The sequence below is a fragment of the Massilia yuzhufengensis genome (genome assembly GCF_900112225.1).
In the GTDB taxonomy this organism is placed as follows: domain Bacteria; phylum Pseudomonadota; class Gammaproteobacteria; order Burkholderiales; family Burkholderiaceae_D; genus Telluria; species Telluria yuzhufengensis.
Genome location: NZ_FOLD01000022.1, coordinates 73,273 through 96,739, shown reverse-complemented (window position 1 = coordinate 96,739; position 23,467 = coordinate 73,273). Strand labels below are relative to the sequence as shown.

Here is a 23,467-nt window from a genome sequence, read left to right as displayed (position 1 = left end):
AACCCAACTTTGGCATACGGATCCGCTTTTTCTCTGCGCGGAATTGGTCGTTTGTTACACTGAAACGATCGTTGATGCCTTTGTGCCTGAACACTGGATACCCGGCGCGATGCGCAAGAAATGATCAAAGGCTTGCCCGAGTTGGATGATCGCCATCTGTGGCGCGTTCTTCGTTACTTCCAGCATCCAGGGGAACTGCTCGCGCTTGATGGTGTTCAGCTCGCGGCGTAAAGCCGCCTCGTTCGGCTTCGGTCGTGCCGGATCGGCTAAGCTTGCCTGGTACAGCTCCTGCCACCGCGCCAGCGCCCAGTTGTAGGCAAAGCGAGCCGTGCCTGCCGCCTTGGCAAAATAGGTGGCTTGCATTGTTGGGTGCGAGCCGGATTTTGTGGGCTAGGAACATGGCGTTTCCTGCACGACCAGGCACACGCCGGTTGTGATAAGTCGCGGCTCCGTTACACTTCCCCCACCTGGCTCGATGATCATGCCCTGGACCTCCCTACCCTCAGACAGGAAAAAACCGCAGGCGTTCTCCGCCAGCGAGCCGTTCGGGTCGTATTCAAGGCATTCTTGTGTGGCTCGACCTGGGAGCAGGAAACTTGCTCATTTTGGGCAGAAATGGGCAAAATTTTATAAGTTCTATGAGAACTGTAAAAACCCTGAAAACCGTCGTACCCGCGAAGGCGGGTACCCAATTGTTGCGGACCACCGATGGCTTGATTTCCTTGGCGGCGCTGGGCCAAGGGCGGCCATCAGCCGCGCCTTAGCGCCCCAGTTGCGCGATCGCCGGTTCCGGACCCAGTTCCGGCATGCCTTCGACGTGGGTCGCCTTCGCGCCGGCGACGGTTTCCACGCTGCGCACCATGTCGCGGATGGTCTTGTTGACCCACTCCTCGGGCGTGCCGACCAGCTTGTGCGCAAGGTCGCGCGAGATCTGTTCGAGGCCGCCCTCCGTCTTCTGGAACACCGCATAGGTATCGAGATGGTAGCCCTGGCGGTATTTGTAGAGGCAGGCATGCAGGGTCAGGCTGTTGGAGCCGCTGATGTTACGCACCGCGCGCGCGGTCCAGGCCGCGCCCTCGCAGTTGGCCATCTTCATGCCGCTGCCGCCGTTCTGCATTGAGGCGATCTGCATCAGCTGGCCCATGCCGGTATTGCCCAGTTTGGCGCCAAGATCGGTGATCGTGAAACGGCCCGGCTTCGCGGGAACTTCCACGCCGATCTGCAGCGGCATGTTGGTGTTCACGCTATTGGTATTGCGGCCCAGCCCATCGCTGGCGGCGCGCGCGATCGCCGCCGTCGGCGCCGAGGTCTTGACGTCGAAGATGTGGTACATCTCGATGGTGCTGCTCTTGTTGGCCAGGTAGTTGTTGGTGGTGCCGCAGCCGCTGGCAAGGACGGCCAGGGGCAGGAGGAGCAGGGCGGTTTTCTTCATGATGATCCTTTCATTGGTTGGAACGCCCGGCCAGTGCCGAACGAATGAAAGAATTGTATTTGGGAAACTTTGGCCCGCCCATGGGTCGTGCGACCGGTGCGGCGATTGGCGGAATGGATGGGCGAATTCGGGGAATTCGCCCGTTGGCCAGGCTTAGCGCGCGCGGCGGCGGCGGCGCGCCCCGGCCAGGCCCAGCAGGCCGGCGCCGAGCGTGAGCAGCGTGGCCGGCTCCGGTACTGCGGCGCGGGTGATGTCGACGCTCAGCTCGGAGCGGGCGAATACCACGTCCTGGCTGAGCAGGCAGCCCCGGCGCCCATTGAGGTAGCAGCCGACGTTGATGGTGAAGCTCAGCAGGCCGTCGTCGAGCAGGGAAGTGCCGATGTCGTAGTGGTAGTTCTGGCCGGCGAAGGCGATGTTGGTCTCGGTCTCCGGCAAGCCGCCGTCGAAGCGCAAGGTGACGGTTTCGGGGAAGATGCTGAGCGGATCCGTGATGTCGTACAGGTAGATGTCGAGCTTGGCCCAGTTGATTGCCGCGCCAGGCAAGCCTTGCGGGCGCATGTCGTGCGTGTAGGTGAACGGCGAACCAGCGGTGATGTACACGAACAGGGGGGTGTAGGTGTCCTTGATGAGCTCTGCAGCAGCATTGCCGCAGAGTCCCAGTGCGAGCGCGGCTGCGCCAAGAATGCGTTTGAGTGCCTTCATCGTGCTTCTCCCAGGAGTGTTTCGGAATGCTTTCTCGTAACTGCCGGAAAGTTAAAAACGATATAAGCAAAGCACGTGCCTGAGAAAGATAGTGAATCTTTTCAATGGCTTAGCCAAGGAGCTTGATTCAAATCAAGCCGAGTGTAAGGTGCAGCGACAAGGCATGCCGCGCCAGCAGTGAAATAATATTTCGTCGAAAATCGTTCAATGAAAGAAAATTTCACTCCTTCCGCCTGGCTTACCGTGTTGGCACCCTTCTTGAGTTAACGTTAATATTTTGCTATGGAACTCTGTTCCTTAGCAGATCAGCAGGAAAGCGACGTGCTCATTCGCGGCGCTTTTGATCTGAATCATTGGCCCCTCGCGCCCGGACCAGAATGCTCGTATCATGGTTTCGTGCGCTTCACGACAAGGTAGAGACCATGCGCCCCATCGTCATCGTCCCAGCATGCACGCGTGATTTCGGCGAACATCCTTATCACGCCGCGCAGTACAAATACGTGGACGCGGTCGTCCTCGGCGCCGACTGCGCGCCCATGATCCTGCCTTCGCTCGGCCCGGCGCTCGACCTCGACACCATGCTCGCGCTATGCGACGGCATCATGCTTACCGGCTCGGCCTCGAACGTCCATCCCAGCTACTACTCCGAAGAAGTGCTCGATCCTTCGCTGCCGCAGGACCCGGCGCGCGACCAGACCACCTTGCCGCTGATCCGCGAGGCGGTGAAACGCGGCATCCCGATCATCGCCATCTGCCGCGGCTTCCAGGAGATGAACGTGGCCCTGGGCGGCAGCCTGCACCAGGCGGTGCAGTCGGTGGCCGGCAAGTTCGACCACCGCGAAAACCCGGAACTGGGCATGGACGAGCAGTACGGCGACGCCCACAATGTCACCATCGTGCCCGGCGGCTGCCTGGAACGCATGCTGGGCATGCCCGAGATCCCGGTCAACTCGCTGCACGGCCAGGGCGTCAACGAACTCGGGCCCGGCTTGCGGGTCGAAGCGGTAGCGGAAGACGGCCTGGTCGAAGCCTTCTCGGTCGCGACCGCGCCCGGCTTCACGCTGGCGCTGCAGTGGCACCCCGAATGGCGCATCCAGCACAACCCGTATTCGATGAAGATGTTCGGCGCCTTCGGCCAGGCCTGCCGCGACTACCAGGCCCAGAAACACGCCCGCCAGCGAGGTTCCGCATGACCGCATGTGCCAAATGGGCGGCCTTCGCCGTCCCCTAGCTTTCCTGCCTGACGCAAGCAGCCCGCCCGGCCACGCCGTGTGCGCGCAAGGTATCCGACACAGACAGAGAGGCAATCATGGCAATCCGCGACAATTTTTCTTACACCGACATGGAGGAGTGGCTCAACGCCAAGCGAGTCACCGAAATCGAATGCCTGGTCCCCGACTTGACCGGCGTTGCCCGCGGCAAGATCCTGCCGCGCGCGAAGTTCACCGAAGACCGCGGCATGCGCATCCCGGAAGTGGTGCTGGGCATGACCGTCACCGGCAACACCCCCGAGCGCGACGATTCGTATAACAGCGCCATCGCCGTCACCGACCGCGACATGATCCTCAAGGCCGACCCCACCACCATCACCATGGTGCCGTGGGCGGTCGACCCCACCGCGCAGGTGATCCACGACTGCTATTTCGCCGACGGTTCGCTGGTCGACTTCGCGCCGCGCAGCGTGCTGCGGCGGGTGCTCAAGCTGTATGCCGACAAGGGCTGGAAACCGGTAGTGGCGCCGGAACTGGAGTTCTACCTCACCGCCAAGAACATCGATCCCAATTTGCCGCTGTGCGCGCCGGTGGGCCGCAGCGGCCGCGCCGAGACCAGCCGCCAGGTCTACAGCATCGACGCGGTCAACGAGTTCGATCCGCTGTTCGAGGACATCTACGACTACTGCGAGCTGATGAACCTCGACGTCGATACGCTCATCCACGAGATCGGCGCCGGCCAGATGGAGATCAACTTCCTGCATGGCGATCCGCTCGGCCTGGCCGACAAGGTGTTCTATTTCAAGCGCACCCTGCGCGAGGCCGCCCTCAAGCACGAGATGTACGCCACCTTCATGGCCAAGCCGATGGCCGACGAACCCGGATCGGCCATGCACGTGCACCAGAGCGTGGTGGACCTCGACACCGGCCGCAACATCTTCAGCACGCCCGATGGCGGCCCGTCGCCGCACTTCCACCACTACATCGGCGGCCTGCAGCGCTACATGCCGTCGGCGATGGCGATCATCGCGCCCTACGTGAACTCCTACCGCCGCATCGTGCGCCATTCGGCCGCGCCGATCAACCTGCAGTGGGGCATGGACAACCGCACCGTGGGCTTCCGGGTGCCGGTGTCGGGCGCGCAAGACCGGCGCGTGGAGAACCGCGTGATCGGCGCCGACGCCAATCCCTACCTGGCGCTGGCGGTCACGCTGGCCTGCGGCTACCTTGGCATGACCGAGCAGCGCGAGCCGAGCTCCATGGTCGAAGGCAGCGCCTACGACATGCCGGTCGAGCTGCCGGGCGGACTGTCCGAGGCCATCACCCAGCTGCGCCGCGAAGAGCGCCTGCGCGACGTCCTTGGCGAGCGCTTCATCGACGTGTACTCTGCAGTAAAGGATCTCGAGCACCAGGAATTCATGCGGGTCATCAGCCCGTGGGAGCGCGAACACCTGTTACTGCACGTCTGATCCACACCAATCCAATCGATGGGAGCCGATCATGACGACCAATCCGCCACTCGCCAGCCTGCCCGCCGTGGCAGCCGCCGCGGCCCCGGAGGGCCTTTCTACCTGCGCCCTGCAGCAGCTCGACAGCGCGCACTATCTGCATCCGTTCACTGACCACGCCGCGCTGCGCGAACGCGGCGCCCGCGTGATCGTGCGCGGCGACGGCGTCTACCTGTGGGATTCAGAAGGCAACAAGATCATCGACGGCATGGCCGGCCTGTGGTGCGTGAACGCCGGCTACGGCCGCACCAGCATCGCCGACGCCGTGCACGCGCAAATGAGCACGCTGCCCTTCTACAACAGCTTCTTCAACACCACCAACGTGCCGGCCGTGCAGCTGGCCGCGCTGCTGGCCGCCGTCTCGCCGCCCCAGTTCCAGCACGTGTTCTACACCAGCAGCGGCTCGGAAGCCAACGACACCATCGTGCGCATGGTGCGGCGCTACTGGCAGCTGGCCGGCCGGCCGGAACGCGAAGTCATCATCAGCCGCCGCAACGCCTACCACGGCAGTACCATGGCCGGGGCCTCGCTGGGCGGCATGGCCGGCATGCATGCGCAAGGCAGCCTGCCGATCCCCGGCATCGTCCACATCGGCCAGCCCCATTACGCCGAGGGTGGACGCGGCATGAGCGAGGCCGAATTCGGGCTGGAAGCGGCCGGCTGGCTGGAAGCGAAGATCCTCGAAGTGGGGCCCGACAAGGTGGCCGCCTTCATCGGCGAACCGGTGCAGGGTGCGGGCGGCGTGATCATCCCCCCCAGCACCTACTGGCCCGAAATCCAGCGCATCTGCGACAAGTACGACATCCTGCTGGTGTCCGACGAAGTGATCTGCGGCTTCGGCCGCCTGGGCACCTGGTTCGGCTGCGAGCTGATGGGCTTCCGGCCCGACCTGATCGCTTTTGCAAAGGGCGTCACCTCGGGCTACGTGCCGCTGGGCGGGGTGCTGGTGGGTGGGCGCGTGGCGCACACGCTGATCGACAAGGGGGGCGACTTCAACCACGGCTTCACGTATTCCGGCCACCCCTCGGCCTGCGCGGCGGCGCTGGAAAACATCCGCATCCTGCAAACCGAACTGCTGGTGGAAAGGGTGGCGCTGGAGACCGGGCCGCATTTAAAAGCCTGTTTCGCGGCGCTGGTGGCGCATCCGCTGGTCGGGCATGCCGAGACCTGCGGGCTGGCAGGCGGTTTGAATCTCGTGCGGCGCAAGGGGGCTTCGGTGCATGACTGCGAAGCGTTCGCGTCGACCCATGCGGTGGGGATGCTGTGCCGGAAGCATATGTTCGACAATGGCGTGATCATGCGGGCGGTGGGGGACCGGATGATTGTTGCGCCGCCGCTGTCGATGACGGTGGCGCAGATCGATGAGATGGTGGAGCGGATTGGGTACTGTCTGGATTTGACCTTGGCGGAGGTTCAGGCGCGCGGGTGGATGGAGTAGTTAGGGGTGTGCGGCGAACTTGGGTTCCGGCCTGCGCCGGAAGTCGTAGCCGCCAGTGGCGGGTACGACGGTTCAACAGCTAACGCATGAATATCGCTAACGTACTTCCTCCGTTAGCTTAAAAACCGTCATCCCGGCGAAGGCCGGGATCCAATTTCGTCGCGCCGCGTTAGCTTAAACCACCCACAATATGCTTCGCCGGCTCACTCCGATTCTGCAACACCTGCGGCGCCAGCGACCCCACGAACATCCCGATAAACGCCGCCACCAGCCCCGCCAGCTGCCCCGGGAAATGCTCGCCCCAGGTCGTAATCTGCGGGAAGAACAGCAGCCACACCACGATGCCCGCGCCGATCGACAGGATCGCCCCCTGCGTGGTCGCGCGCTTCCAGTACAGGCCCATCACCAGCGGCACGAAGGCACCCACCAGGGTCACCTGGTAGGCGCTCGACACCAGCTCATAGATCGAGGTGCCCTCCATCGCGATCGCATACAGCAGCACGGTCGCGGCGAAGATCACGATCGTCACGCGCATGGCCAGCAACTTGTCCTTGTCCTTCATGCCGGGACGCAGGTTGAGCAGGATGTTCTCTACAAAACTGGTCGACGGCGCCAGCAGCGTGGCCGACGAGGTGCTCTTGATGGCCGAGAGCAGCGCGCCGAAGAACAGGATCTGCATCACCAGCGGCATCTTGGTCATGATGAAGGTCGGCAGCAGGCGCTGGTAGTCGTTCTTGGCGATGTCCATGGCCGAGTCGCCCATCACCACCACGGCCGCGGCCACGATGAACATCGGCACGAAGGCGAACAGGATGTAGCTGGCGCCGCCGATGACCGCGCCGGTGCGGGCAGTGGGGGCGTCCTTGGCCGACATCACGCGCTGGAACACGTCCTGCTGCGGGATCGAGCCGAACATCATGGTGATGGCCGCGCCGATGAAGAACATGATGTCGGTGAAGCTCGGCTCCGGCAGCACGCGCCACAGGTCGGCCTGCTGCGCCATCGCCAGCACCTTGTCCGGGCCGCCGGCCAGGTCGGCCGCGAAGAAGGCGATGATGGTCATGCCCACCACCAGTACGATCATCTGGATGAAGTCGGTGATGGCCACGGCCAGGAAGCCGCCCACCACCACGTAGATCAGCACCGCCATGGTGCCGACGAACATGCCCATCGCAGGCGACATGGCGCCGCCCGTGAGCACCGTGAACACCAGGCCCAGCGCCGTGATCTGCGCCGCCACCCAGCCCAGGTAGCTCAGGATGATCGCCACCGAGCAGAAGATCTCGATGCCCTTGCCGTAGCGCTGGCGGTAATAGTCGCCGATGGTCAGCAGGTTCAGTTTGTACAGCCTGGAGGCGAAGAACAGGCCGACCAGGATCAGGCACATGCCGGCGCCGAACGGGTCTTCGATGACGGCGTTCAGGCCGCCCTGCACGAACTTGGCCGGCACGCCCATCACGGTCTCGGCGCCGAACCAGGTGGCGAAGGTCGTGGTGATCACCATGATCAGTGGCAGGCTGCGCCCGGCCACCGCGAAGTCGCTGGTATTCTTGATCCGCGTGCCCGCCCATACCCCGATTGCCAGCGTGCCGAGCAGGTAAAGCGCGACGAAAACGATGAGGGTGGTATTCATGCGATCAAGGCTCCGGGGGAGGAAAATTAACGGGCGGAAAATCCGCGATTATAAAGGCAGAATCTGGCCGTTGGATCAACTTTGCTAGTATTTGGCATCGAGTGTTGCTCAACCGTGAAGGAAACTGGCATGTCCACCACAAACTGGCATGAACGCGCCGCCGCGCTGGCCATCGACGGCCGCGCATTCATCGACGGGTTCCGGGTCAAGGCCCGCTCCGGCGCCCGTTTTGACTGCCTGTCGCCGGTCGATGGCCGAAAGCTGGCCGAGGTCGCCCGCTGCGACGCGCCCGACGCCGATGCCGCCGTGGCCAGCGCCCGCAGCGCATTCGAAGACCGCCGCTGGGCCGGCATGGCCCCGGCCAAGCGCAAGCGCGTGCTGCTGCGCTTCGCCGACCTGATGCTGGAACAGCGCGACGAGCTGGCGCTGCTGGAAACCCTCGACATGGGCAAGCCGATCCGCTACAGCCTGAGCGTGGACGTGCAGCTGGCCCAGAACTGCATCCGCTGGTACGCCGAAGCCATCGACAAGATCTACGACCAGGTCGCGCCCACGGGTGAGGACAGCCTGGCCCTCATCACGCGCGAGCCGGTGGGCGTGGTGGCCGCCGTCATCCCCTGGAACTACCCGATGCTGATGGCCGCGTGGAAGATCGCTCCGGCGCTTGCCGCCGGCGACAGCGTGATCCTGAAACCCTCCGAAAAGGCGCCGCTGACCTCCCTGCGGCTGGCCGAACTGGCCCTCGAGGCGGGCCTGCCGCCCGGCGTATTCAACGTGCTGCCCGGCTACGGCAACGAAGTGGGCAGCGCGCTGGCGCTGCACATGGACATCGACTGCATCGGCTTCACCGGCTCCACCCGCACCGGCAAGCAGATCCTGCAGATGGCCGGCCAGTCCAACCTCAAGCGCGCCTGGACGGAACTGGGCGGCAAGTCGGCCAACATCGTCTGCGCCGACTGCCCCGACCTGGACGCCGCCGTGGAGGGCGCGATCGGTTCCATCTATTTCAACCAGGGAGAAAGCTGCAACGCGCCTTCGCGCCTGTTCGTGGAGGCCTCGATCAAGGAGGCGTTTTTAGAAAAGGCGCTGGCCCTGCTGCCGCGCCACATGCCGGGCGACCCGCTGAATGAGGAGACCGTGATGGGCGCCATCGTCGACACTATCCAGATGAAAACGGTGCTCGGCTATATCGACGACGGCAAGCTGGAAGGCGCACGCCTGCTCGCGGGCGGCCGCGCGGCGCGCCAGGACAGCGGCGGCCTGTTCATCGAGCCCACCCTGTTCGACGGCGTGGACGCCAGCATGCGGATCGCGCGCGAAGAGATCTTCGGCCCGGTGCTGTCGGTGCTGTCGTTCACCGACCTCGACGAGGCGGTGCGCCAGGCCAATGCCACGCCCTACGGCCTGGCCGCGGGCGTGTGGACCGCCGACATGAGCAAGGCGATCCGCACCGCGCGCGCCCTGCGCGCCGGCACCGTGCACGTGAACCAGTACGACAACGACGACATCACCGTGCCCTTCGGCGGCTACAAGCAGTCGGGCAATGGGCGCGACAAGTCATTGCATGCCTTTGACAAGTACACGGAGCTGAAGACGACCTGGATCCGGGTCTGAACCTTAACGTCGCTCAGATCGCCATGTCGCGCAGTAGCTTGGAGGCGTCGCGGTTCGCCCCCAGTACGGTCCCGTCGCGCATGTGGATCTGCAACTGCGACTGCTCGTCGGCGCGCATCGACTCCACGAAATCCAGGTTCACCAGCGTGGAGCGGTGGATGCGCACGAAGCGCGCCGGATCGAGCTGGGCTTCGAGTTCCGAAATCCCGATGCGCACCAGGAAGTTCTGGCCGCGCGCGGTGATCACCGTGTATTTCGAATCCGACTTCATGTATTCGATCTCGCCTACCGCGAGCGGGAAGATGCGGCCGCGATCGCGCACGAGGATGCGCTCCAGCCGCGCCGGCGCATTCGTCGCGGCGGCAAGCGCGAGGCCGAGGGTGTCGCGCTCGTGGATGGGGCCCTCCAGCAGCCGCCCCACCGCAGCGGCGAAGCGCGCCTGGGTGAAGGGCTTGAGCAGGTAGTCCACCGCATTGAGCTCGAAGGCCGTCACCGCGTACTGGTCGTAGGCCGTGGTGAAGACGATCTGCGGCAGGTAGTCGAGCCGGCGCAGCACCTCCAGCCCGGTCATCTCCGGCATCTGGATGTCCATGAACACCACCTCGGGACGCAGGCGTTCGATCCGCTCCAGCGCGCTGGCGCCGTCCGCCGCTTCGCCCACCAGGCGCAGCGACGGGTGGGCGTAGATGGCGTCGCGCAGCACGTCGCGCGCCAGCGGTTCGTCTTCGGCGAAAAACGCCGTCTTCATGTTCATGCGTAGCTCTCCTGGCGTGCCGCGGGAATGGTGACGGTGACGGCAAAGCCCTGGCCTGGCGCCGACTGCACCCGCAGGGCGGCGCGGCTGCCGTAGTCGAGCTGCAGGCGCCGTTCCACCGTGCGCAGTCCCAGGCCGGGCGACGCGGCGATGGCCGCCGGATCGGCGCCGGGGCCGGTGTCGCGCACCGTCATGCTCAGGGCGCCGGTGGCGGCGTCGCGGCGGGTGCGGATCTGCAGGATGCCGGGCCGGCTGTGCGGGTTGAACGCATGCTTGATGCTGTTCTCCACCAGCGGCTGCAGCGACAGCGCCGGCAGCGGGTGGTCCCCCGCGTCTTGGTCGAGGTCCCATTCCACATGCAGGCGCTCGCCCAGGCGCAGCTGTTCCAGCTCCAGGTAGTCGCGCACGAAATCGAGCTCCGCGTCGAGCGTGACGCGGTCGGTGCCGCTGCGTTCCGTGTCGAGCACATAGCGCAGCATGTCCGAGAACTGGAACAGCGCGGTCTCGGCAGCGGCCGGATTGCGCTGGGTGAGCGCGATGATCGAGTGCAGCGTGTTGAACAGGAAGTGCGGGTTGAGCTTGTTGCGCAGCGCGGATAGTTCGGACGCGATCAGGAGGTTCTGCGCGTCCTTCATGGCCAGCGCCTGGCGGTGCGCGGCCTTGTTGGCGCGCACCAGGTGGAAAATGCCGGCGCCGAGCAGGTAGGTCATGGCGTGGTAGAGCAGCGGCCAGACGTACCAGGTGAATGACCTGCCGGTCGGGAACAGCATCCAGAACGGTCCCTGCGACACCAGCGCGAAGATGGGCGCGGCCAGGAAGTGGATGAAAACGATGGCGGGCAGCCGGGTGTGGCGGCGTTCGAGCGCACCTGTCAGCGGCCACACGAGCGCCAGCAGCAGGGCGGACGGCAGCAGGCTGACGAAGGTCAGCACCGCGCGGTCCGGGTCGAAGCGCCCGCCGGTCAGGCGGTCGAGCTGGTCGGCGAGCGACAGGAAGATTCCGTAGACCAGCCAGACCAGGATGTAGATCCTCCACATCAGGGTATTGGCTGCGGCAGGCGAGGGCGAAGTAGTCATGCTCGCAGTATGGCGCGAGGAGCGGCGCGGCGGGCCGCCCATGTCGCCAGTTGCAGGATTCGTTGCGCGGATTGCGGGAAGTCGGCCACGCAGCCCGGCCTTACGGGCAGGGCAGGGTAACCGTCAGGCGCGTGCGGCCGTGGCCCGTGTCCATGCTGACGCTGCCGCCCTGGACCTCGGCCATCAGGCGCACCGAATAGGTCCCCAGCCCGTTGCCGCCGATCTTGTTCGAGGGCGCGTACTTCTCGAAGAAGTGCTCGCGCGCGGCCGCCGGCACTTCGCCGGCGTTGTCGACCATGACGTGCAGGTTGCCGTAGCCCGGTGCGATGTTCACGCTCACCTTGCCGCCGGGCGGCGAAGCCTCGATGGCGTTCTTCAGCACGTTGTTGAACAGGGAATAGCACAGCAGCGGCTCACCCAGGCACATCACGTCTTCCGGCTGCTCAAAGCCGATCGTGACGTCGTTGCTGTCGAAGGTGAAGCTGGCCTGCCGGCAGACCTTGCCCAGCATGTCGCCCAGGTCGAATATCTGCAGCGCGGGCTGGTAGCTGCCCTGCTCCATCTTGTAGACGTCGAGGGTGCGGTTGATCATCTCGAGCGCGTTCTCGGCGGCCGTCTCGATCATGTGCGCATGCTCGCGCTGGGTCGGCGTGAGCGGGCTGACCAGCAGCGCCTGGGTGCCGTGCAGCGCCACCGCGATCGGGCTTTTCAGGTCGTGGCGCGTGATGCGCTCGACGTCCTCGCGCAGGCGCGCGTTGTCGATCAGCAGTTCGTTCTGGCGCTTGATGTCCTGCATCGCGGTGGCCAGCAGCAGGTGGGCCGACAGGCGCGCCTTCAGGATGGTGGGGTCGGCCGGCTTGGACACGTAGTCCACCGCGCCCAGGCGCAGGCCCGCCACCACGTCCTCGGTGCCGTCGCGCGCCGACAGGAAGATGATCGGGATGCCCGCCGTCTTCGGGTTGGCCTTGAGCTGGCGGCAGGTCTCGAAGCCGTCCATCAGCGGCATCATGATGTCGAGCAGGATCAGGTCGATGTGGAAGGCGTCGGCGATCTCCAGCGCCTTCTTGCCGCTGATGGCGACCTTGATCGCGTAGTCGTCCTTCAGCACGCCGGCCAGCACTTCGATGTTGGTCGGGATGTCGTCCACGATCAGCACCGTGCATTTTTTTACGCGCTCGCCGATCGGGCGTTCCAGGCCGATGACGTTCGATGCGGGCAGCACTGCGGGCGCCGGCGCCGGGGTGGGCGCAGGGGGTGCAGCGGGGGCGGCGGGCGTGGGCGCCGCCGTCGGCCGCGGTACTGCCGCCGCCAGGCCGGCGCGCGAGAACGGCAGCGCCGGGCTGGTTTCGAGCTGCACGCCCAGCATGCCCATGAACTTGCAGGCGAAGCTGTGCACGGTGAACGGCTTGATCATGTACGCGTTCACGCCGGCCTGCAGCGCCGTGCGCACCGATTGCGGATTGGCCTCGGCGGTGAGCATCATGAACGGCGTGCTCACGTAGCGGTGGTCGCTGCGCATCCACTTGAGCAGGTCGATCCCGCTCATGATCGGCATGCCCCAGTCGCCCACGACGATGTCGATCGGTTGCTTGCGCATGAGGTCCTGCGCGGTCTTGCCGTTATCGGCCTGGAACACGTTCAGGAAACCGAGTTCGGCCAGCACCTGGCGCACGTGGGTGCGGATCAGGAGGTAATCGTCGACGATGAGAATGGCAGCGGACTTGTCCATGATGTTCTCTTACTAAAGTTGATGAAGTTTAACAACTTCTCGCGGGGCCGCCTATGCGGAAGGAGGGAGATGTTGTATGCACGACAGTGCATCGAATGCGTGGTTTGCCGCGTTTTTGCGTTAACTTGCGGATATTTGCTTGTTTGGCTAAAGTGAGGCTACCGATCAGGAGAACAGCATGCAGCTTGCAGAAGAACGCCGCCAGACCATCCTCGACGCCGTCGAGCGCGAGGGCCGGGTGCTGGCAACCGAACTGGCCCAGCGCCTCGACACCTCCGACGATACGGTCCGGCGCGACCTGCGCGAGCTCGACGCGGCCGGGCTGCTGCGCCGCGTGCACGGGGGGGCGGTACGGCGCACCCGCAGCGCCAGCTTCGGGGAACGGATCGACGCCGACGTCGCCCGCAAGGCCGCGCTGGCGCAGGCGCTGCGCGACTGCATCCGGCCCGGCGACACGGTGCTGGTCGACGCCGGTTCCACCAACCTGGCGGTGGCGCGCCTGCTGGAGGACGGCCAGGCCGCCGCCATCGTCACCAACAGCCCGCAGCTGGCGCTGGCGCTGGGCGACTTGCGCAGCACCCGCATCGTGCTGCTGGGCGGGACCTACCACGCGGCCTGCGGCGCGGTGCTCGGCGCCCGCACCCTGGCCGACCTGCAGCAGCTGCGCGCCGACCTGTGCATCGTCGGCATCTGCGCGCTCGATCCGGAGCGCGGCCTGGCGGCATCGGACGCCGAGGAAGCGGCCATCAAGGCCGCCATGCTGGCCGGCAGCACGCGGCGCGCGGCGGCGGTGCTCAACGAACGCCTGGTCGACAGCGCGCCGTTCGCCTTCGGCGCGCTGGCCGAACTCGACTACCTGGTACTGGAAGCCGACGCGCCCCCGGCCACCATCGCCCGCCTGCGCGAAGCGCATCCGGCCCTCGAGCTGCGCATCGCGGCAAAGGCCAGGACATGAGCCACACTACTGCTTCGCTCGCGGCCGCACGCTGGTCGATCTCCACCGTCTTCCTGCTCAACGGCGCCGGCATCGGCCTGTGGGCCGCGCACGTGCCGGTGGTGCAGGCGCGCACCGGCATCGACACCGGCACCTTGAGCATGGTGCTGCTCACCATCGCCGCCGGCGCGCTGCTGGCGATGCCGCTGATGGGCGGCTTCACCGCGCGCTGGGGCACGCGCCGCATGACGCTGCTGTCCGGCTTCGCCTTCGCCGCGCTGCTGGCCGTGATCATGGGGATCAGCGACCTGCGCCTGCTGTTCCTGGCGGCCTTTGCCTTCGGCGTGAGCAACGGCGCGCTGGACGTGGCCATGAATGCGAATGCGAGCGAGGTCGAAACCGCGCGCGGCGTGCCGACCATGTCTTCGTTCCACGGATTCTTCAGCCTCGGCGGCCTGCTCGGCGCAGGGCTGGGCGGCATCTTCATCGGCCAGGGCTGGGGCGACGGCCAGGGCGCCCTGGCGATGGGGGTGCTCACTGCGATGGCGCTGGCGGCGGCCGCCCCGCGCGTGCTGGCTTTCGCGCCCAGCCACGAAGGCGGCAGCCACTTCCAGCTGCCGCGTGGCGCCGCCCTGGGCCTCGGGCTGCTGGCGCTGCTGTGCTTTGCGGTGGAAGGCGCGCTGGTCGACTGGAGCGCGCTGCTGATGCAGGAGCGTACCGGCGCCTTGCCGGCCACCGCCGCCCTGGCCTATTCGGCCTTCTCGATCGCGATGGCAGCCTGCCGCTTCGCCGGCGACCGCATGATCCTGCGCTTCGGCGCGCTGCGCGTGATGGTGCTGGGAGGGCTGGCGATGTTCGCCGGCCTGGCCACCGCGGTCATGAGCACCCACTTCCTGCTGTCGGCGGCCGGCTTCGCCCTGATCGGCATTGGCGCCGCCAACGTGGTCCCGCTGCTGTTCGGCGCCGCCTCGCGCATCCCCGGCATGAGCGCCGGGGCGGGCGTGGCGGCGGTGGCGACGCTGGGCTACGGCGGCCTGCTGCTGGCGCCACCGGTGCTGGGCTACATCGCCTCGCAGGCCAGCATCATGGTGGCGCTGGGCGCGCTGTCGCTGTCCGGCCTCGTCATCGCCATGAGCGCCCGCATCATCCAGCGCCACACCTGAAACCTTCGGGGTCAGGTCTGACAATCGGACACGAGCTCGACCGTAGCTTGCGCCTACAGCCGGGGCCGTGTCCAAATGTCAGACCTGACCCCGAAGTGCGAAGTGAGCGAAATGAGGATCAGAAGATGAAGTCGCTCATCACCGGGATCGCGGTGTTGCCGTACATGCTGAAGATCATGTCGGTGCCGCTGGTGTAGTCGCCGTCGCCGTTGACGTCGACCAGCATCCAGCCGTCGTCGACGCCGTACATGGCGAAGGCGATCGAGCGCATCGTGCCGTTGTCGTTGAACACGCCGACCCCGTCCTTGAGTGTGGATTGCAGGATGTGGTCGGTGTTCGACGCCAGCTTGATCGTGGCGAAGCCGTCGCGGTTGGTGCCGGCCGCCAGGTGCAAGGCGGACAGGTCGATCTTGTCGACCCCGACCTGGAAGTCATAGATCGTGTCCCAGCCGTTGACTTGCGCCTTGCCCTGCGAAGCCCAGACCAGCTGCGAGTCGCTGGCATCGGTGAACTTGATGATGTCCTTCACCTGTTCGTAGCGGTACAGCAGCACGGTGTCCTTGCCGTCGTTGCCCTGGAAGACGACGCCCGACTTGGTCGACTGGAAGTAATCCATGCCCTGGCTGCCGATGTAGTTCAGCGCCGTATCCGGCACGCCGGCCTTGCGGGTGACGCCGTCGAAGTTCACGTTGCCGGTCGAGGCGGAAGCGTCGAAGTTGGTGAGGGTGTCGGAGATGGCCGTCAGCAAGCGCATGCTGGCGTCCCCGGTCACCAGGATCGTCTTGCTGCCCTGGGCGTACAGGTAGGAGAAACCGTTCACGTAGTCGGCGGCGGTGCGCGCTTCGTTGGTGCCGGTCGCCGGGTTGTCGGGTTCGAGCTTGTTGGCGCTCGAATGCAGGGTGATCGTTTCGATGCCGCTGGTTTCGATGATGTTGCCCTGGACCAGGCCATTGGTGCGGCCGTCGGCCTGCGCATCGTTCGCGGTCATGCTGATGGTGAGCTTGTCGTTGGCGCCGGAAGCGTCTTTCAGCGTGAACTTGACGGTCGCACCGATGGTGTGCTGCTCGGTGGCCTTCCCGCTCAGGTCGAGATTGGTGTCCAGGCTGGCGAACTCGATGGTGGAGTTGGCGCGGCCGTTGGTGAATTCGACTACGTCGCGCAGCCGCGCATGGCTGTGCAGGGTGGTGACGCTGCCGGCGCGGTCGAGGTCATACACCCCTTTTCCGCTCGAGAAATCGAGGGTCTCGAAATTGCTGTAGACGACGTTGCTGGTCACGCCGAACAGGGCGGCGTCGTTGGCGACGATGGTGTCGACGCCTGCGCCGCCGTCGACCCGGGCGCCGCTCAGTGCGGTGCGGGTGAATTCGTAGCGGTCGTTGCCGGCGCCCAGTTCGACCACTGCATTCCCCGCCAGGAAGCCGGCCATCGAGACTTTGTCCACGCCCGAGCCACCCTTGAGCACCAGGCCCGCCGTGCTGGTGGCGGAGACGGTGTTGGCGCCGCTGGATTGCGAGGCGTCGAAGGTGTTCAAGGATGCGATGCCGGAGACGTCGGCGCTGAAGCTGCCGGCGCCCCTCAAGGTCATGGTGGCCAGCTTGTCGTCCGCGGCCAGCGCGGTGGTGGTGAGCTGGAAGGCGGTGGCGTTGTCGATATTCAGGGCGGTGGCCTTGGCGGCGGCCAGGTTGATGTGCGAACCAGCGCCGCCCTGCGCCGCATTGACCTGCAGGTTGATGGTCTTGGCCGTGGCGTCGGTCACTGTCGCGCCGTTGCCCACATTGGTCAAGCCCAGGGACAGCAGGTGGTCGATGGTGGCGTTGTCGATGGTCGCGGCCTGGCTGGTGTTGGCCAGGTTGACCGAGGCGAGCAAATTGCCGCTCAGGTTGGCCGCGCCCGTGTTGCCGGTCACCGAGACCGAACGGCCGCCGCTGGTGGTAACGGCGCCGGCGCTGGTCCCGACGACCAGGTCGACGGCATCGGCGACCTTCACGTTGACGGCGCCGGCGGCGCTGATGTCCACCACCTGCAGGCCCGCGAAGCCCGACATGTCATAGGCCGCGGCGTTGCCCACGCCGCCCTTGGTGCTCATGGTGATGTGCTGGACGTTGGTCACCGACGCCCCGGCCGGGGCGGTGGTCGCCAGCGCACTGCCGTTGTCGATGACGAACAGGGTATTGACGCCGCCGCCGCCGTGGATGCTGTCGCCGGCCGAGAAAGTGGCAGCGGTGGCGTTGAAGGTGTCGTTGCCGCCGCCGCCCTTGAAGGCGACGCCGGCGTCGGCGTTGGCGCTCAGGGTGAACACGATCGGCGCCTTGCTGGCCGCCACGAACGCGGCGGTCGAGGCATCCAGGCCGGCGGTCGCCGTCGCCAGCGAGGCGTCGGTGGTGACGGCCGACGTCAGCTGCTTGGCGTAGGCCAGGGCTTCGCTGCCGTTGTACGCGGCTTTCTCAGGATGCAGGTCGAGCGCGCTGGTGAAGCTGGTGGCGAACTTGACCTTGTTGGCGTAGGCGACCAGGTCATCGTTGCGGGCGCCGCCTGCGATGGCAGTCACCACGCCGTCGACCGTGATCAGGCGCGCATCGAGCGCCTTGGCCCAGTAATCCAGGCCCGCCGGCTCGCCGTCGCGGCCGAACAGGTTGCGGTAGACGGTGTTGACCACGGTGCGGTTGTCCTTGCCGCCGTAGTTTGCGATGTACTCGGCCGACGAAGCAAAGGCGGCGCAGACCGCGGACGTGTCGCCGCCCTGGGCCTCGACCACGCCATGCCAGAACGCCAGGCCGGCAGGATCGCCGGGACGGTTGTAGTAGGCGACGTAGAGTTGTTGGATCGCGTTTTCGTAGTTAGCCATGCTGTGCTCCAGAATGATGATTCGTCCAGGGGCGACTGTCTCATGCAGTCGACCGATGGGAAACATTCTGGCATGGCCTTTTGGGAGATACAGCCCCCTCCCGAGGGGGAAAGAAACGCCGCACTTCGGGGTCAGGTCTGACATTTGGACACAAGCTGGACGGTAGATCGAGGCTGGCGGAACTGGAGCGCAGCAACGCGCCTACGCAAGCGATGTCGGCTTCGGCATCGAAACCATGCCAAGGATGAGCCCGTGTCCAAATGTCAGACCTGACCCCGAAGTTTGATTGTTTGGACACAAGCTGGACGGTAGATCGACGCTGGCGGAACTGGAGCGCAGCAACGCGCCTACGCACGCGATGTGGGCTTCGGCATCGAAACCATGCCAAGGATGAGCCCGTGTCCAAGTGTCAGACCTGACCCCGAGTTTGATTGCGCGAAGTTACATCGCGCAGCTACGGAAGCCGGCAAAAATGTCGTCGCGCCCGGGCGTATAGAAATTGCGGAACTGCGGCGAGTGCAGCCGCGCCGGCGTGGCGAACGAGGCGCCGCGCAAGACCTGGCGGCTGCCAAACCAGGGCGCCGAGTATTCGCGATAGCGGTCGGCGGCAAAGCCGGGGTAGGGGAGGAAGGGTGAATCGGTCCACTCCCACAGCTGGCCCCAGGCAAAGCGGGGATCGCCCCCGGCCGCCGCGAACTCCCATTCCTCTTCACGCGGCAGGCGCCTGCCGGCCCATGCACAATATGCCTGCGCTTCATGCAGGTTCACGTGGCGCACCGGCGCCGCGGGATCCAGTCCTGCCCTGCGTCCAAAGCGCAGGTCGTGCCATTCGCTCGCCCGGCCGTCGCGCCGCCAGTAGCGCGGCGCTGCGCGCTTCGTGTGGGCCAGCCATGCGCGGCCGGCTTCGCTCCAGTAGCCGTGGCGCTGGTAGCCGCCGTCGCGCACGAAGGCGAGATAGGCCGCGTTCGAGACCAGGCCCGCGTCGATCGCGAACGGAGCGATATCGCAGCGTGCGGCCAGCTTTTCGTTATCGAACACGAAGCCGCGCGACTGGTCGCCGCCGAGCAGCAGCTCACCGCCAGCGAAGGCGATCTCGCCGGGCCTGCAGGCATCGTCCACCTCGCCGGCGGCGCCTGCACGCGGCTCGGGCGGCGCCGCGCCGAGCGTCTGCAAGGTGTAGAGCAGGGCTTCGCCGTGCATGTCTTCGTGCGCCAGCACCAGGCGATAGGGGTAGAGCGCCGCGTCGTCATCCAGCGTGCGCGCCAGCTGCTCCCGTACCTGCTCCAGCACGTCGCGGCAGTAGGCCTTGAGGGCGCCGGGCTCGGGCAGGTCGAGCGCCCAGCGCGCGTCGTGCGCCACCGTGTTCGAGTCGAACCAGCGGTCGCCCTGCGCCAGCAGCGAAGGGCCGATGGCGTCACCCGGCCCGCTGCCGGCGGCCTGGCGCAGCACGAACCATTCGGCGAACCAGGCGAGGTGCCCGAGCTCCCACAGCGGCGGGTTCACGATGGCAAGGCGTGGCACGCGGGCCGCCTGCGCGTGGCCGGCGGCGGCATGGGCATCGAACAGGGCGAGCGTGCGCTGCCGCGACGCCTGCAGCGCGGCGTCCAGGTCGCCCGGTCCCATCCGGCGAAAGTCGGTGTGGTCGCTTGTCATGCTGCGATTGTAAAGGCGGATAAGCCCATGCTGTTGCTGGATCCGCCGTGTCCCTATCCGACAACAAAGTGAATGCCACGCACTTTGCTTTTCAGTGACAGGAAAATGCATGCTAGGCTCGTCGTGTTTGTTAAATTGAAACTTTTCGGGGAGGGTATATGAAGCTTGCTGTGATGTCGAAAGCGATCGGCGCCGCCACATTGGCGTTTGCAATCGTGGCGCCGGTACAGGCGGCCACCAAGGCTGCGACGGCCATCCAGGCGCAGGCTGCCCCGGCCATGCAGCTCAAGCGCCTGGCCGATGACTACTACATGAGCAAGGCGCGCTTCGACCCCACCTACGCCAGCTTCTTCGGCGACACCCGTTTCGACGACCAGATCGGCATGAGCATCGGCCCGGCCGAGCGCGCGCGCCGCCAGGCCGACTTCAGGCAATTCGCGCAGCGCCTGCGCGCGATCGATCCATCGAAGCTGGAGCGCGACGACCGCATCAGCTACAAGATCCTGGACCATGAATTCAAGGCCGGGCTGGAAAACCTGCGCTTTCCCGACCACCTGCTGCCGATCGACCAGATGATGTTCACCATGCCGATGCTGCTGGCGAACCTGGCCAATGGCAAGTCCTTCCAAAGCATCGAGACACCGGCGCAGTACCGGGCTTTCCTGAGCCGGATCAAGCAGCTGACGCCGTGGATCGACCAGGCCATCGCGAACATGCGCGAAGGGGTCAAGACCGGGATCGTGCTGCCCAAGTCGCTGATCGTGGCGGCCTTGCCGCAGTACCAGGCCCTCATCAGCAAGACCGCCGGCGCCAGCCCGTTCTATGCAGCGATTCCCGCGCTGCCGGCCGGCTTGGCCGATGCCGACAAGCGCCGGCTGGCCGCGGACTATGCCGCCGAGATCGACCAGCGCCTCAATCCGGCGCTGGCGCGCCTGGTCCGCTTCCTGGAACAGGACTACCTGCCGGCAGGGCGCGCTACGTCGGGTATCGGGGCCTTGCCGAACGGCGCCGCATGGTACCGGGCCAAGGTCGCCGACAACACCACGACCACGCTGGCGCCGGAGGCCATCCATGCGATCGGCCTGGCCGAAGTGGCGCGCATCCAGGCACTGCTGGCCGCGGTCGGCCCGAAACTGGGCTACGACGGCCCTGCTGCGGGCCTGCCGAAGTGGGTGGGCGAACAGCCCAGGTACAAGCCGTTCAAGGACGACCAGGAAATCCTGGATGCCTACCGCAAGCTCGATACCGTGCTGTCGGCCAGGCTGCCGGCCTTCTTCACGCTGGTGCCCAGGGCCGCGCTGGAACAGCGCCTCGAACCTGAACTGACGCGGGCGACGGCTTCCGACCACTACACGGGACCGAGCATCGACGGCAAGCGTCCCGGCATCTTCTGGTCGGTCGTCAACGGCGCAAGCACCTACGACAGCACCAAGATGACCAGCCTGTACATGCACGAAGGGCGTCCTGGCCACCACTTCCAGATTGCCCTGCAACTGGAAAAGTCCCTGCCGGACTTCCGCCGCTTCGGCGGCAACAACGCCTATATCGAGGGCTGGGCGCTGTATGCCGAAACCCTGGGGGTGGAAATGGGCGTGTTCGACGACCCGGCCCAGTACTTCGGCCACCTCAACTCGGAACTGCTGCGGGCCGCGCGCCTGGTGGTCGATACCGGCCTGCACGCCAAAGGCTGGAGCCGCGAACAAGCGATCGCCTACCTGCGCGAGACCAACGGCTACAGCGAAGCGGTGGCCAGGAACGCCATCGAGCGCTACATGGCCTGGCCGGGCCAGGCGCTCGGCTACAAGGTCGGGGCGCTGAAGATTGCCGAGCTGCGCCAGCGGGCCAGCGCTGCGCTGGGCCCGAAATTCGACCTGCCGTCCTTCCACGCCGTGGTGCTGGGCGACGGCACCCTGCCGCTGGCCGTGCTGGAGGAAAACGTGGACCGCTGGATCGCCGCGTCGAAGAAGTGAATCCTGGCCGCTGTACTCAGGTGTAGCTGCGCAGTACCGTGTACACGCTGTTCTTCGATTCCACCAGCGCATAGCCGCTCACTTCCCAGGAAACGGGTGGCCGCGTCGTGGGCACGGTAGCCCCGGTGGCCCGCCGCGCCATCGTCGCATGCGGGCGATAGCGGCGCGCTTCCGGCGGCAGGCCAAGCGCAAGCAATGCTTCACCCAGGCGCACGTGCAGCGCTTCCAGCGCCGGCGGCGTGGCCTGCGGCTCGAGCACCGCGATCCCGTTATGCCACACCACGGCGCGGTCGAGAACGAGCTGGAAGGGGTCGAAGGGCACGGCAAAGCCGTCGAGGAAGTCGGGCAGGCGTTCACTTGGCTGGCTGCCGAGGAAGTGCAGGGTGACGTGCAGCTGGTCGGCCGCCACCGGCGTGGCGCCGCGCGGCCAGTGCCAGGCGTCGCGCCACTGCGTCAACAAGTGGCGCACGGCCGGATCGGGCCACAGGGCCAGGAACAGACGGGTGGTCGCGCTCTGCCCGTCCATCATCAAGCCTTAGAAGCAGTGCTCCGGGCCGGGGAAGCTGCCGTCCTTCACGGCCGCCACGTAGGCGGTGACGGCGGCGTCGATGCTGGTCTGGCCTTCCATGAAGTTCTTCACGAAGCGCGCCTTGCGGCCCGGGAAAACGCCCAGCAGATCGTGCATCACCAGCACCTGGCCGGAGCAGTCCGGGCCCGCGCCAATGCCGATGGTCGGCATGGCCAGCAGTTCCGTCACTTCCTTGCCCAGCGCCGCGGGAATCGCTTCCAGCACCACCATCGAGGCGCCGGCCGCCTGCAGCGCCAGGCCGTCGGCCTTGAGCTGTTCGGCCGCCGCGTCGGTCTTGCCCTGTACCTTGAAGCCGCCGAACGCATGCACGAATTGCGGCGTGAGGCCAATGTGGGCGCATACCGGGATGCCGCGCTCGACCAGGAAGCGCACGGTCTCGGCGAGCCAGGCGCCGCCCTCGATCTTGACCATCTGGGCGCCGGCGCGCATCAGGATCACGGCGTTGTTGTAGGCCTCCACCGGCGTGGTGTAGCTGCCGAAGGGCATATCGGCCAGCACCAGCGCCAGCTTGTTCCCGCGCGCCACCGAGGCGGTGTGGTAGGCCACGTCCGCCACCGTCACCGGCAGGGTCGAATCGTAGCCGGCGCACACCATACCGAGCGAATCGCCGATCAGCAGCACGTCCACGGCGCAGCGGTCCATCAGCGAGGCGAAGCTGGCGTCGTAGGCGGTGAGCATGGCGATGCGCTCGCCCGCGGCGCGCATGGCCAGCAGCGAAGGCGCGGTCACGGCCTTGCGCACCGGCTTTGGTGCATCGTTGGCGGCGGGGTCCTGGCCCTGCAGGTAAGCGCTCATGGGGTTCCTTTTAAAACGATCGTTCGACAAGACGCGTAGTGTAATGCGGCGGCCGCAAACGTGCAGGAAGTACTCAGGACCGGAAAATGAAGTACACCGCGCCCACCAGGCACAGTGCCGCCCACACGTAATCGAGCTTGAACGGCTGGTCCATGTAGAACATCGCGAAGGGCACGAACACGCTCAGCGTGATTGCCTCCTGCATGATCTTGAGCTGGGCCAGGCTGAACTGGGTGTGGCCGATGCGGTTGGCCGGCACCTGCAGCAGGTATTCGAACAGCGCGATGCCCCAGCTGATCAGGGCCGCGACATACCAGGCGCGGTGGTTGAGGCTCTTCAGGTGGCCGTACCACGCGAAGGTCATGAAGATGTTCGACAGCGCCAGCAGGCCGGCGGTCTGGAACCAGATGGGCAGCTGCAT

At 66.0% G+C, this 23,467-nt stretch carries 19 protein-coding genes; 7 read left to right on the top strand and 12 right to left on the bottom strand.

Going from position 1 to position 23,467, the window contains the following annotated elements; translation table 11 throughout:
• Positions 1 to 54 precede the first annotated feature (54 nt).
• The 3 genes from BM031_RS17405 to BM031_RS17395 form a co-directional block, all read right to left on the bottom strand.
• On the bottom strand, positions 55 to 363 hold the full coding sequence (locus BM031_RS17405; RefSeq protein ID WP_229408992.1) for a helix-turn-helix domain-containing protein: 309 nt from the start codon (positions 361 to 363) through the stop codon (positions 55 to 57).
• A gap of 397 nt (positions 364 to 760) precedes the next feature.
• Complete coding sequence (locus BM031_RS17400; RefSeq protein WP_091875827.1) at positions 761 to 1,432, bottom strand: hypothetical protein; 672 nt, start codon at positions 1,430 to 1,432, stop codon at positions 761 to 763.
• A 153-nt stretch (positions 1,433 to 1,585) separates the two neighbouring features.
• Positions 1,586 to 2,134: a PEP-CTERM sorting domain-containing protein gene (locus tag BM031_RS17395; RefSeq protein ID WP_091875826.1), complete on the bottom strand. Its 549-nt coding sequence runs from the start codon at positions 2,132 to 2,134 to the stop codon at positions 1,586 to 1,588.
• A gap of 422 nt (positions 2,135 to 2,556) precedes the next feature.
• Here BM031_RS17395 and BM031_RS17390 point away from each other — a divergent pair, with 422 nt between their 5' ends.
• The 3 genes from BM031_RS17390 (at position 2,557) to BM031_RS17380 (ending at position 6,291) form a co-directional block, all read left to right on the top strand.
• Positions 2,557 to 3,327 carry a gamma-glutamyl-gamma-aminobutyrate hydrolase family protein gene (locus BM031_RS17390; RefSeq protein ID WP_091875825.1) on the top strand — a complete coding sequence of 257 codons (771 nt, stop codon included), beginning with the start codon at positions 2,557 to 2,559 and terminating at the stop codon, positions 3,325 to 3,327.
• Positions 3,328 to 3,443: 116 nt separating this feature from the next.
• On the top strand, positions 3,444 to 4,814 hold the full coding sequence (locus tag BM031_RS17385) for a glutamine synthetase family protein (protein WP_091875824.1): 1,371 nt from the start codon (positions 3,444 to 3,446) through the stop codon (positions 4,812 to 4,814).
• Positions 4,815 to 4,845: 31 nt separating this feature from the next.
• Positions 4,846 to 6,291, top strand: coding sequence for an aspartate aminotransferase family protein (locus tag BM031_RS17380; protein ID WP_091875823.1), 1,446 nt, complete (start codon positions 4,846 to 4,848; stop codon positions 6,289 to 6,291).
• A 169-nt stretch (positions 6,292 to 6,460) separates the two neighbouring features.
• Here the strand turns inward: BM031_RS17380 and BM031_RS17375 are convergent, their stop codons facing one another.
• Entirely contained in the window at positions 6,461 to 7,924 is a 1,464-nt protein-coding gene (locus BM031_RS17375; RefSeq protein WP_091875822.1) for a high affinity choline transporter 1, read from the bottom strand.
• A 129-nt stretch (positions 7,925 to 8,053) separates the two neighbouring features.
• On the opposite strand from BM031_RS17375, the gene BM031_RS17370 reads away from it, so the two are divergent.
• Entirely contained in the window at positions 8,054 to 9,538 is a 1,485-nt protein-coding gene (locus BM031_RS17370; protein WP_091875821.1) for an aldehyde dehydrogenase, read from the top strand.
• Positions 9,539 to 9,551: 13 nt separating this feature from the next.
• On the opposite strand, the gene BM031_RS17365 is transcribed toward BM031_RS17370, so the two are convergent.
• From BM031_RS17365 to BM031_RS17355, 3 genes are all read right to left on the bottom strand, one after another.
• Complete coding sequence (locus BM031_RS17365; protein WP_091875820.1) at positions 9,552 to 10,292, bottom strand: LytR/AlgR family response regulator transcription factor; 741 nt, start codon at positions 10,290 to 10,292, stop codon at positions 9,552 to 9,554.
• Entirely contained in the window at positions 10,289 to 11,368 is a 1,080-nt protein-coding gene (locus BM031_RS17360; protein WP_229408987.1) for a sensor histidine kinase, read from the bottom strand. The genes BM031_RS17365 and BM031_RS17360 overlap by 4 nt, the downstream gene beginning before the upstream one ends.
• 100 nt (positions 11,369 to 11,468) lie before the next feature.
• Positions 11,469 to 13,097 carry a response regulator gene (locus tag BM031_RS17355; protein ID WP_091875819.1) on the bottom strand — a complete coding sequence of 543 codons (1,629 nt, stop codon included), beginning with the start codon at positions 13,095 to 13,097 and terminating at the stop codon, positions 11,469 to 11,471.
• 178 nt (positions 13,098 to 13,275) lie between these two features.
• On the opposite strand from BM031_RS17355, the gene BM031_RS17350 reads away from it, so the two are divergent.
• Both BM031_RS17350 and BM031_RS17345 read left to right on the top strand, forming a co-directional pair.
• Complete coding sequence (locus tag BM031_RS17350; RefSeq protein WP_091875818.1) at positions 13,276 to 14,052, top strand: DeoR/GlpR family DNA-binding transcription regulator; 777 nt, start codon at positions 13,276 to 13,278, stop codon at positions 14,050 to 14,052.
• Positions 14,049 to 15,194 carry an MFS transporter gene (locus BM031_RS17345; RefSeq protein WP_091875817.1) on the top strand — a complete coding sequence of 382 codons (1,146 nt, stop codon included), beginning with the start codon at positions 14,049 to 14,051 and terminating at the stop codon, positions 15,192 to 15,194. The genes BM031_RS17350 and BM031_RS17345 overlap by 4 nt, the downstream gene beginning before the upstream one ends.
• Before the next feature lie 118 nt (positions 15,195 to 15,312).
• On the opposite strand, the gene BM031_RS17340 is transcribed toward BM031_RS17345, so the two are convergent.
• Complete coding sequence (locus tag BM031_RS17340; protein WP_177207803.1) at positions 15,313 to 18,039, bottom strand: DUF4214 domain-containing protein; 2,727 nt, start codon at positions 18,037 to 18,039, stop codon at positions 15,313 to 15,315.
• Positions 18,040 to 18,480: 441 nt separating this feature from the next.
• Positions 18,481 to 19,692, bottom strand: a complete 1,212-nt coding sequence (senA, locus tag BM031_RS17335; RefSeq protein WP_229408976.1) for a selenoneine synthase SenA — start codon at positions 19,690 to 19,692, stop codon at positions 18,481 to 18,483.
• Between the two features lie 158 nt (positions 19,693 to 19,850).
• Between senA and BM031_RS17330 the strand changes: the two genes are divergently transcribed.
• Complete coding sequence (locus tag BM031_RS17330) at positions 19,851 to 21,662, top strand: DUF885 domain-containing protein (RefSeq protein WP_091875815.1); 1,812 nt, start codon at positions 19,851 to 19,853, stop codon at positions 21,660 to 21,662.
• A gap of 16 nt (positions 21,663 to 21,678) precedes the next feature.
• Here BM031_RS17330 and thpR read toward each other — a convergent pair whose 3' ends face one another.
• From thpR to BM031_RS17315, 3 genes are all read right to left on the bottom strand, one after another.
• The gene (thpR, locus tag BM031_RS17325; RefSeq protein WP_229408967.1) at positions 21,679 to 22,191 is read right to left on the bottom strand and encodes an RNA 2',3'-cyclic phosphodiesterase; all 513 of its coding nucleotides are present in this window, start codon (positions 22,189 to 22,191) and stop codon (positions 21,679 to 21,681) included.
• A gap of 6 nt (positions 22,192 to 22,197) precedes the next feature.
• Complete coding sequence (gene panB / locus BM031_RS17320) at positions 22,198 to 23,046, bottom strand: 3-methyl-2-oxobutanoate hydroxymethyltransferase (RefSeq protein WP_091875813.1); 849 nt, start codon at positions 23,044 to 23,046, stop codon at positions 22,198 to 22,200.
• A 73-nt stretch (positions 23,047 to 23,119) separates the two neighbouring features.
• On the bottom strand, positions 23,120 to 23,467 hold the full coding sequence (locus BM031_RS17315; protein ID WP_091875812.1) for a DMT family protein: 348 nt from the start codon (positions 23,465 to 23,467) through the stop codon (positions 23,120 to 23,122).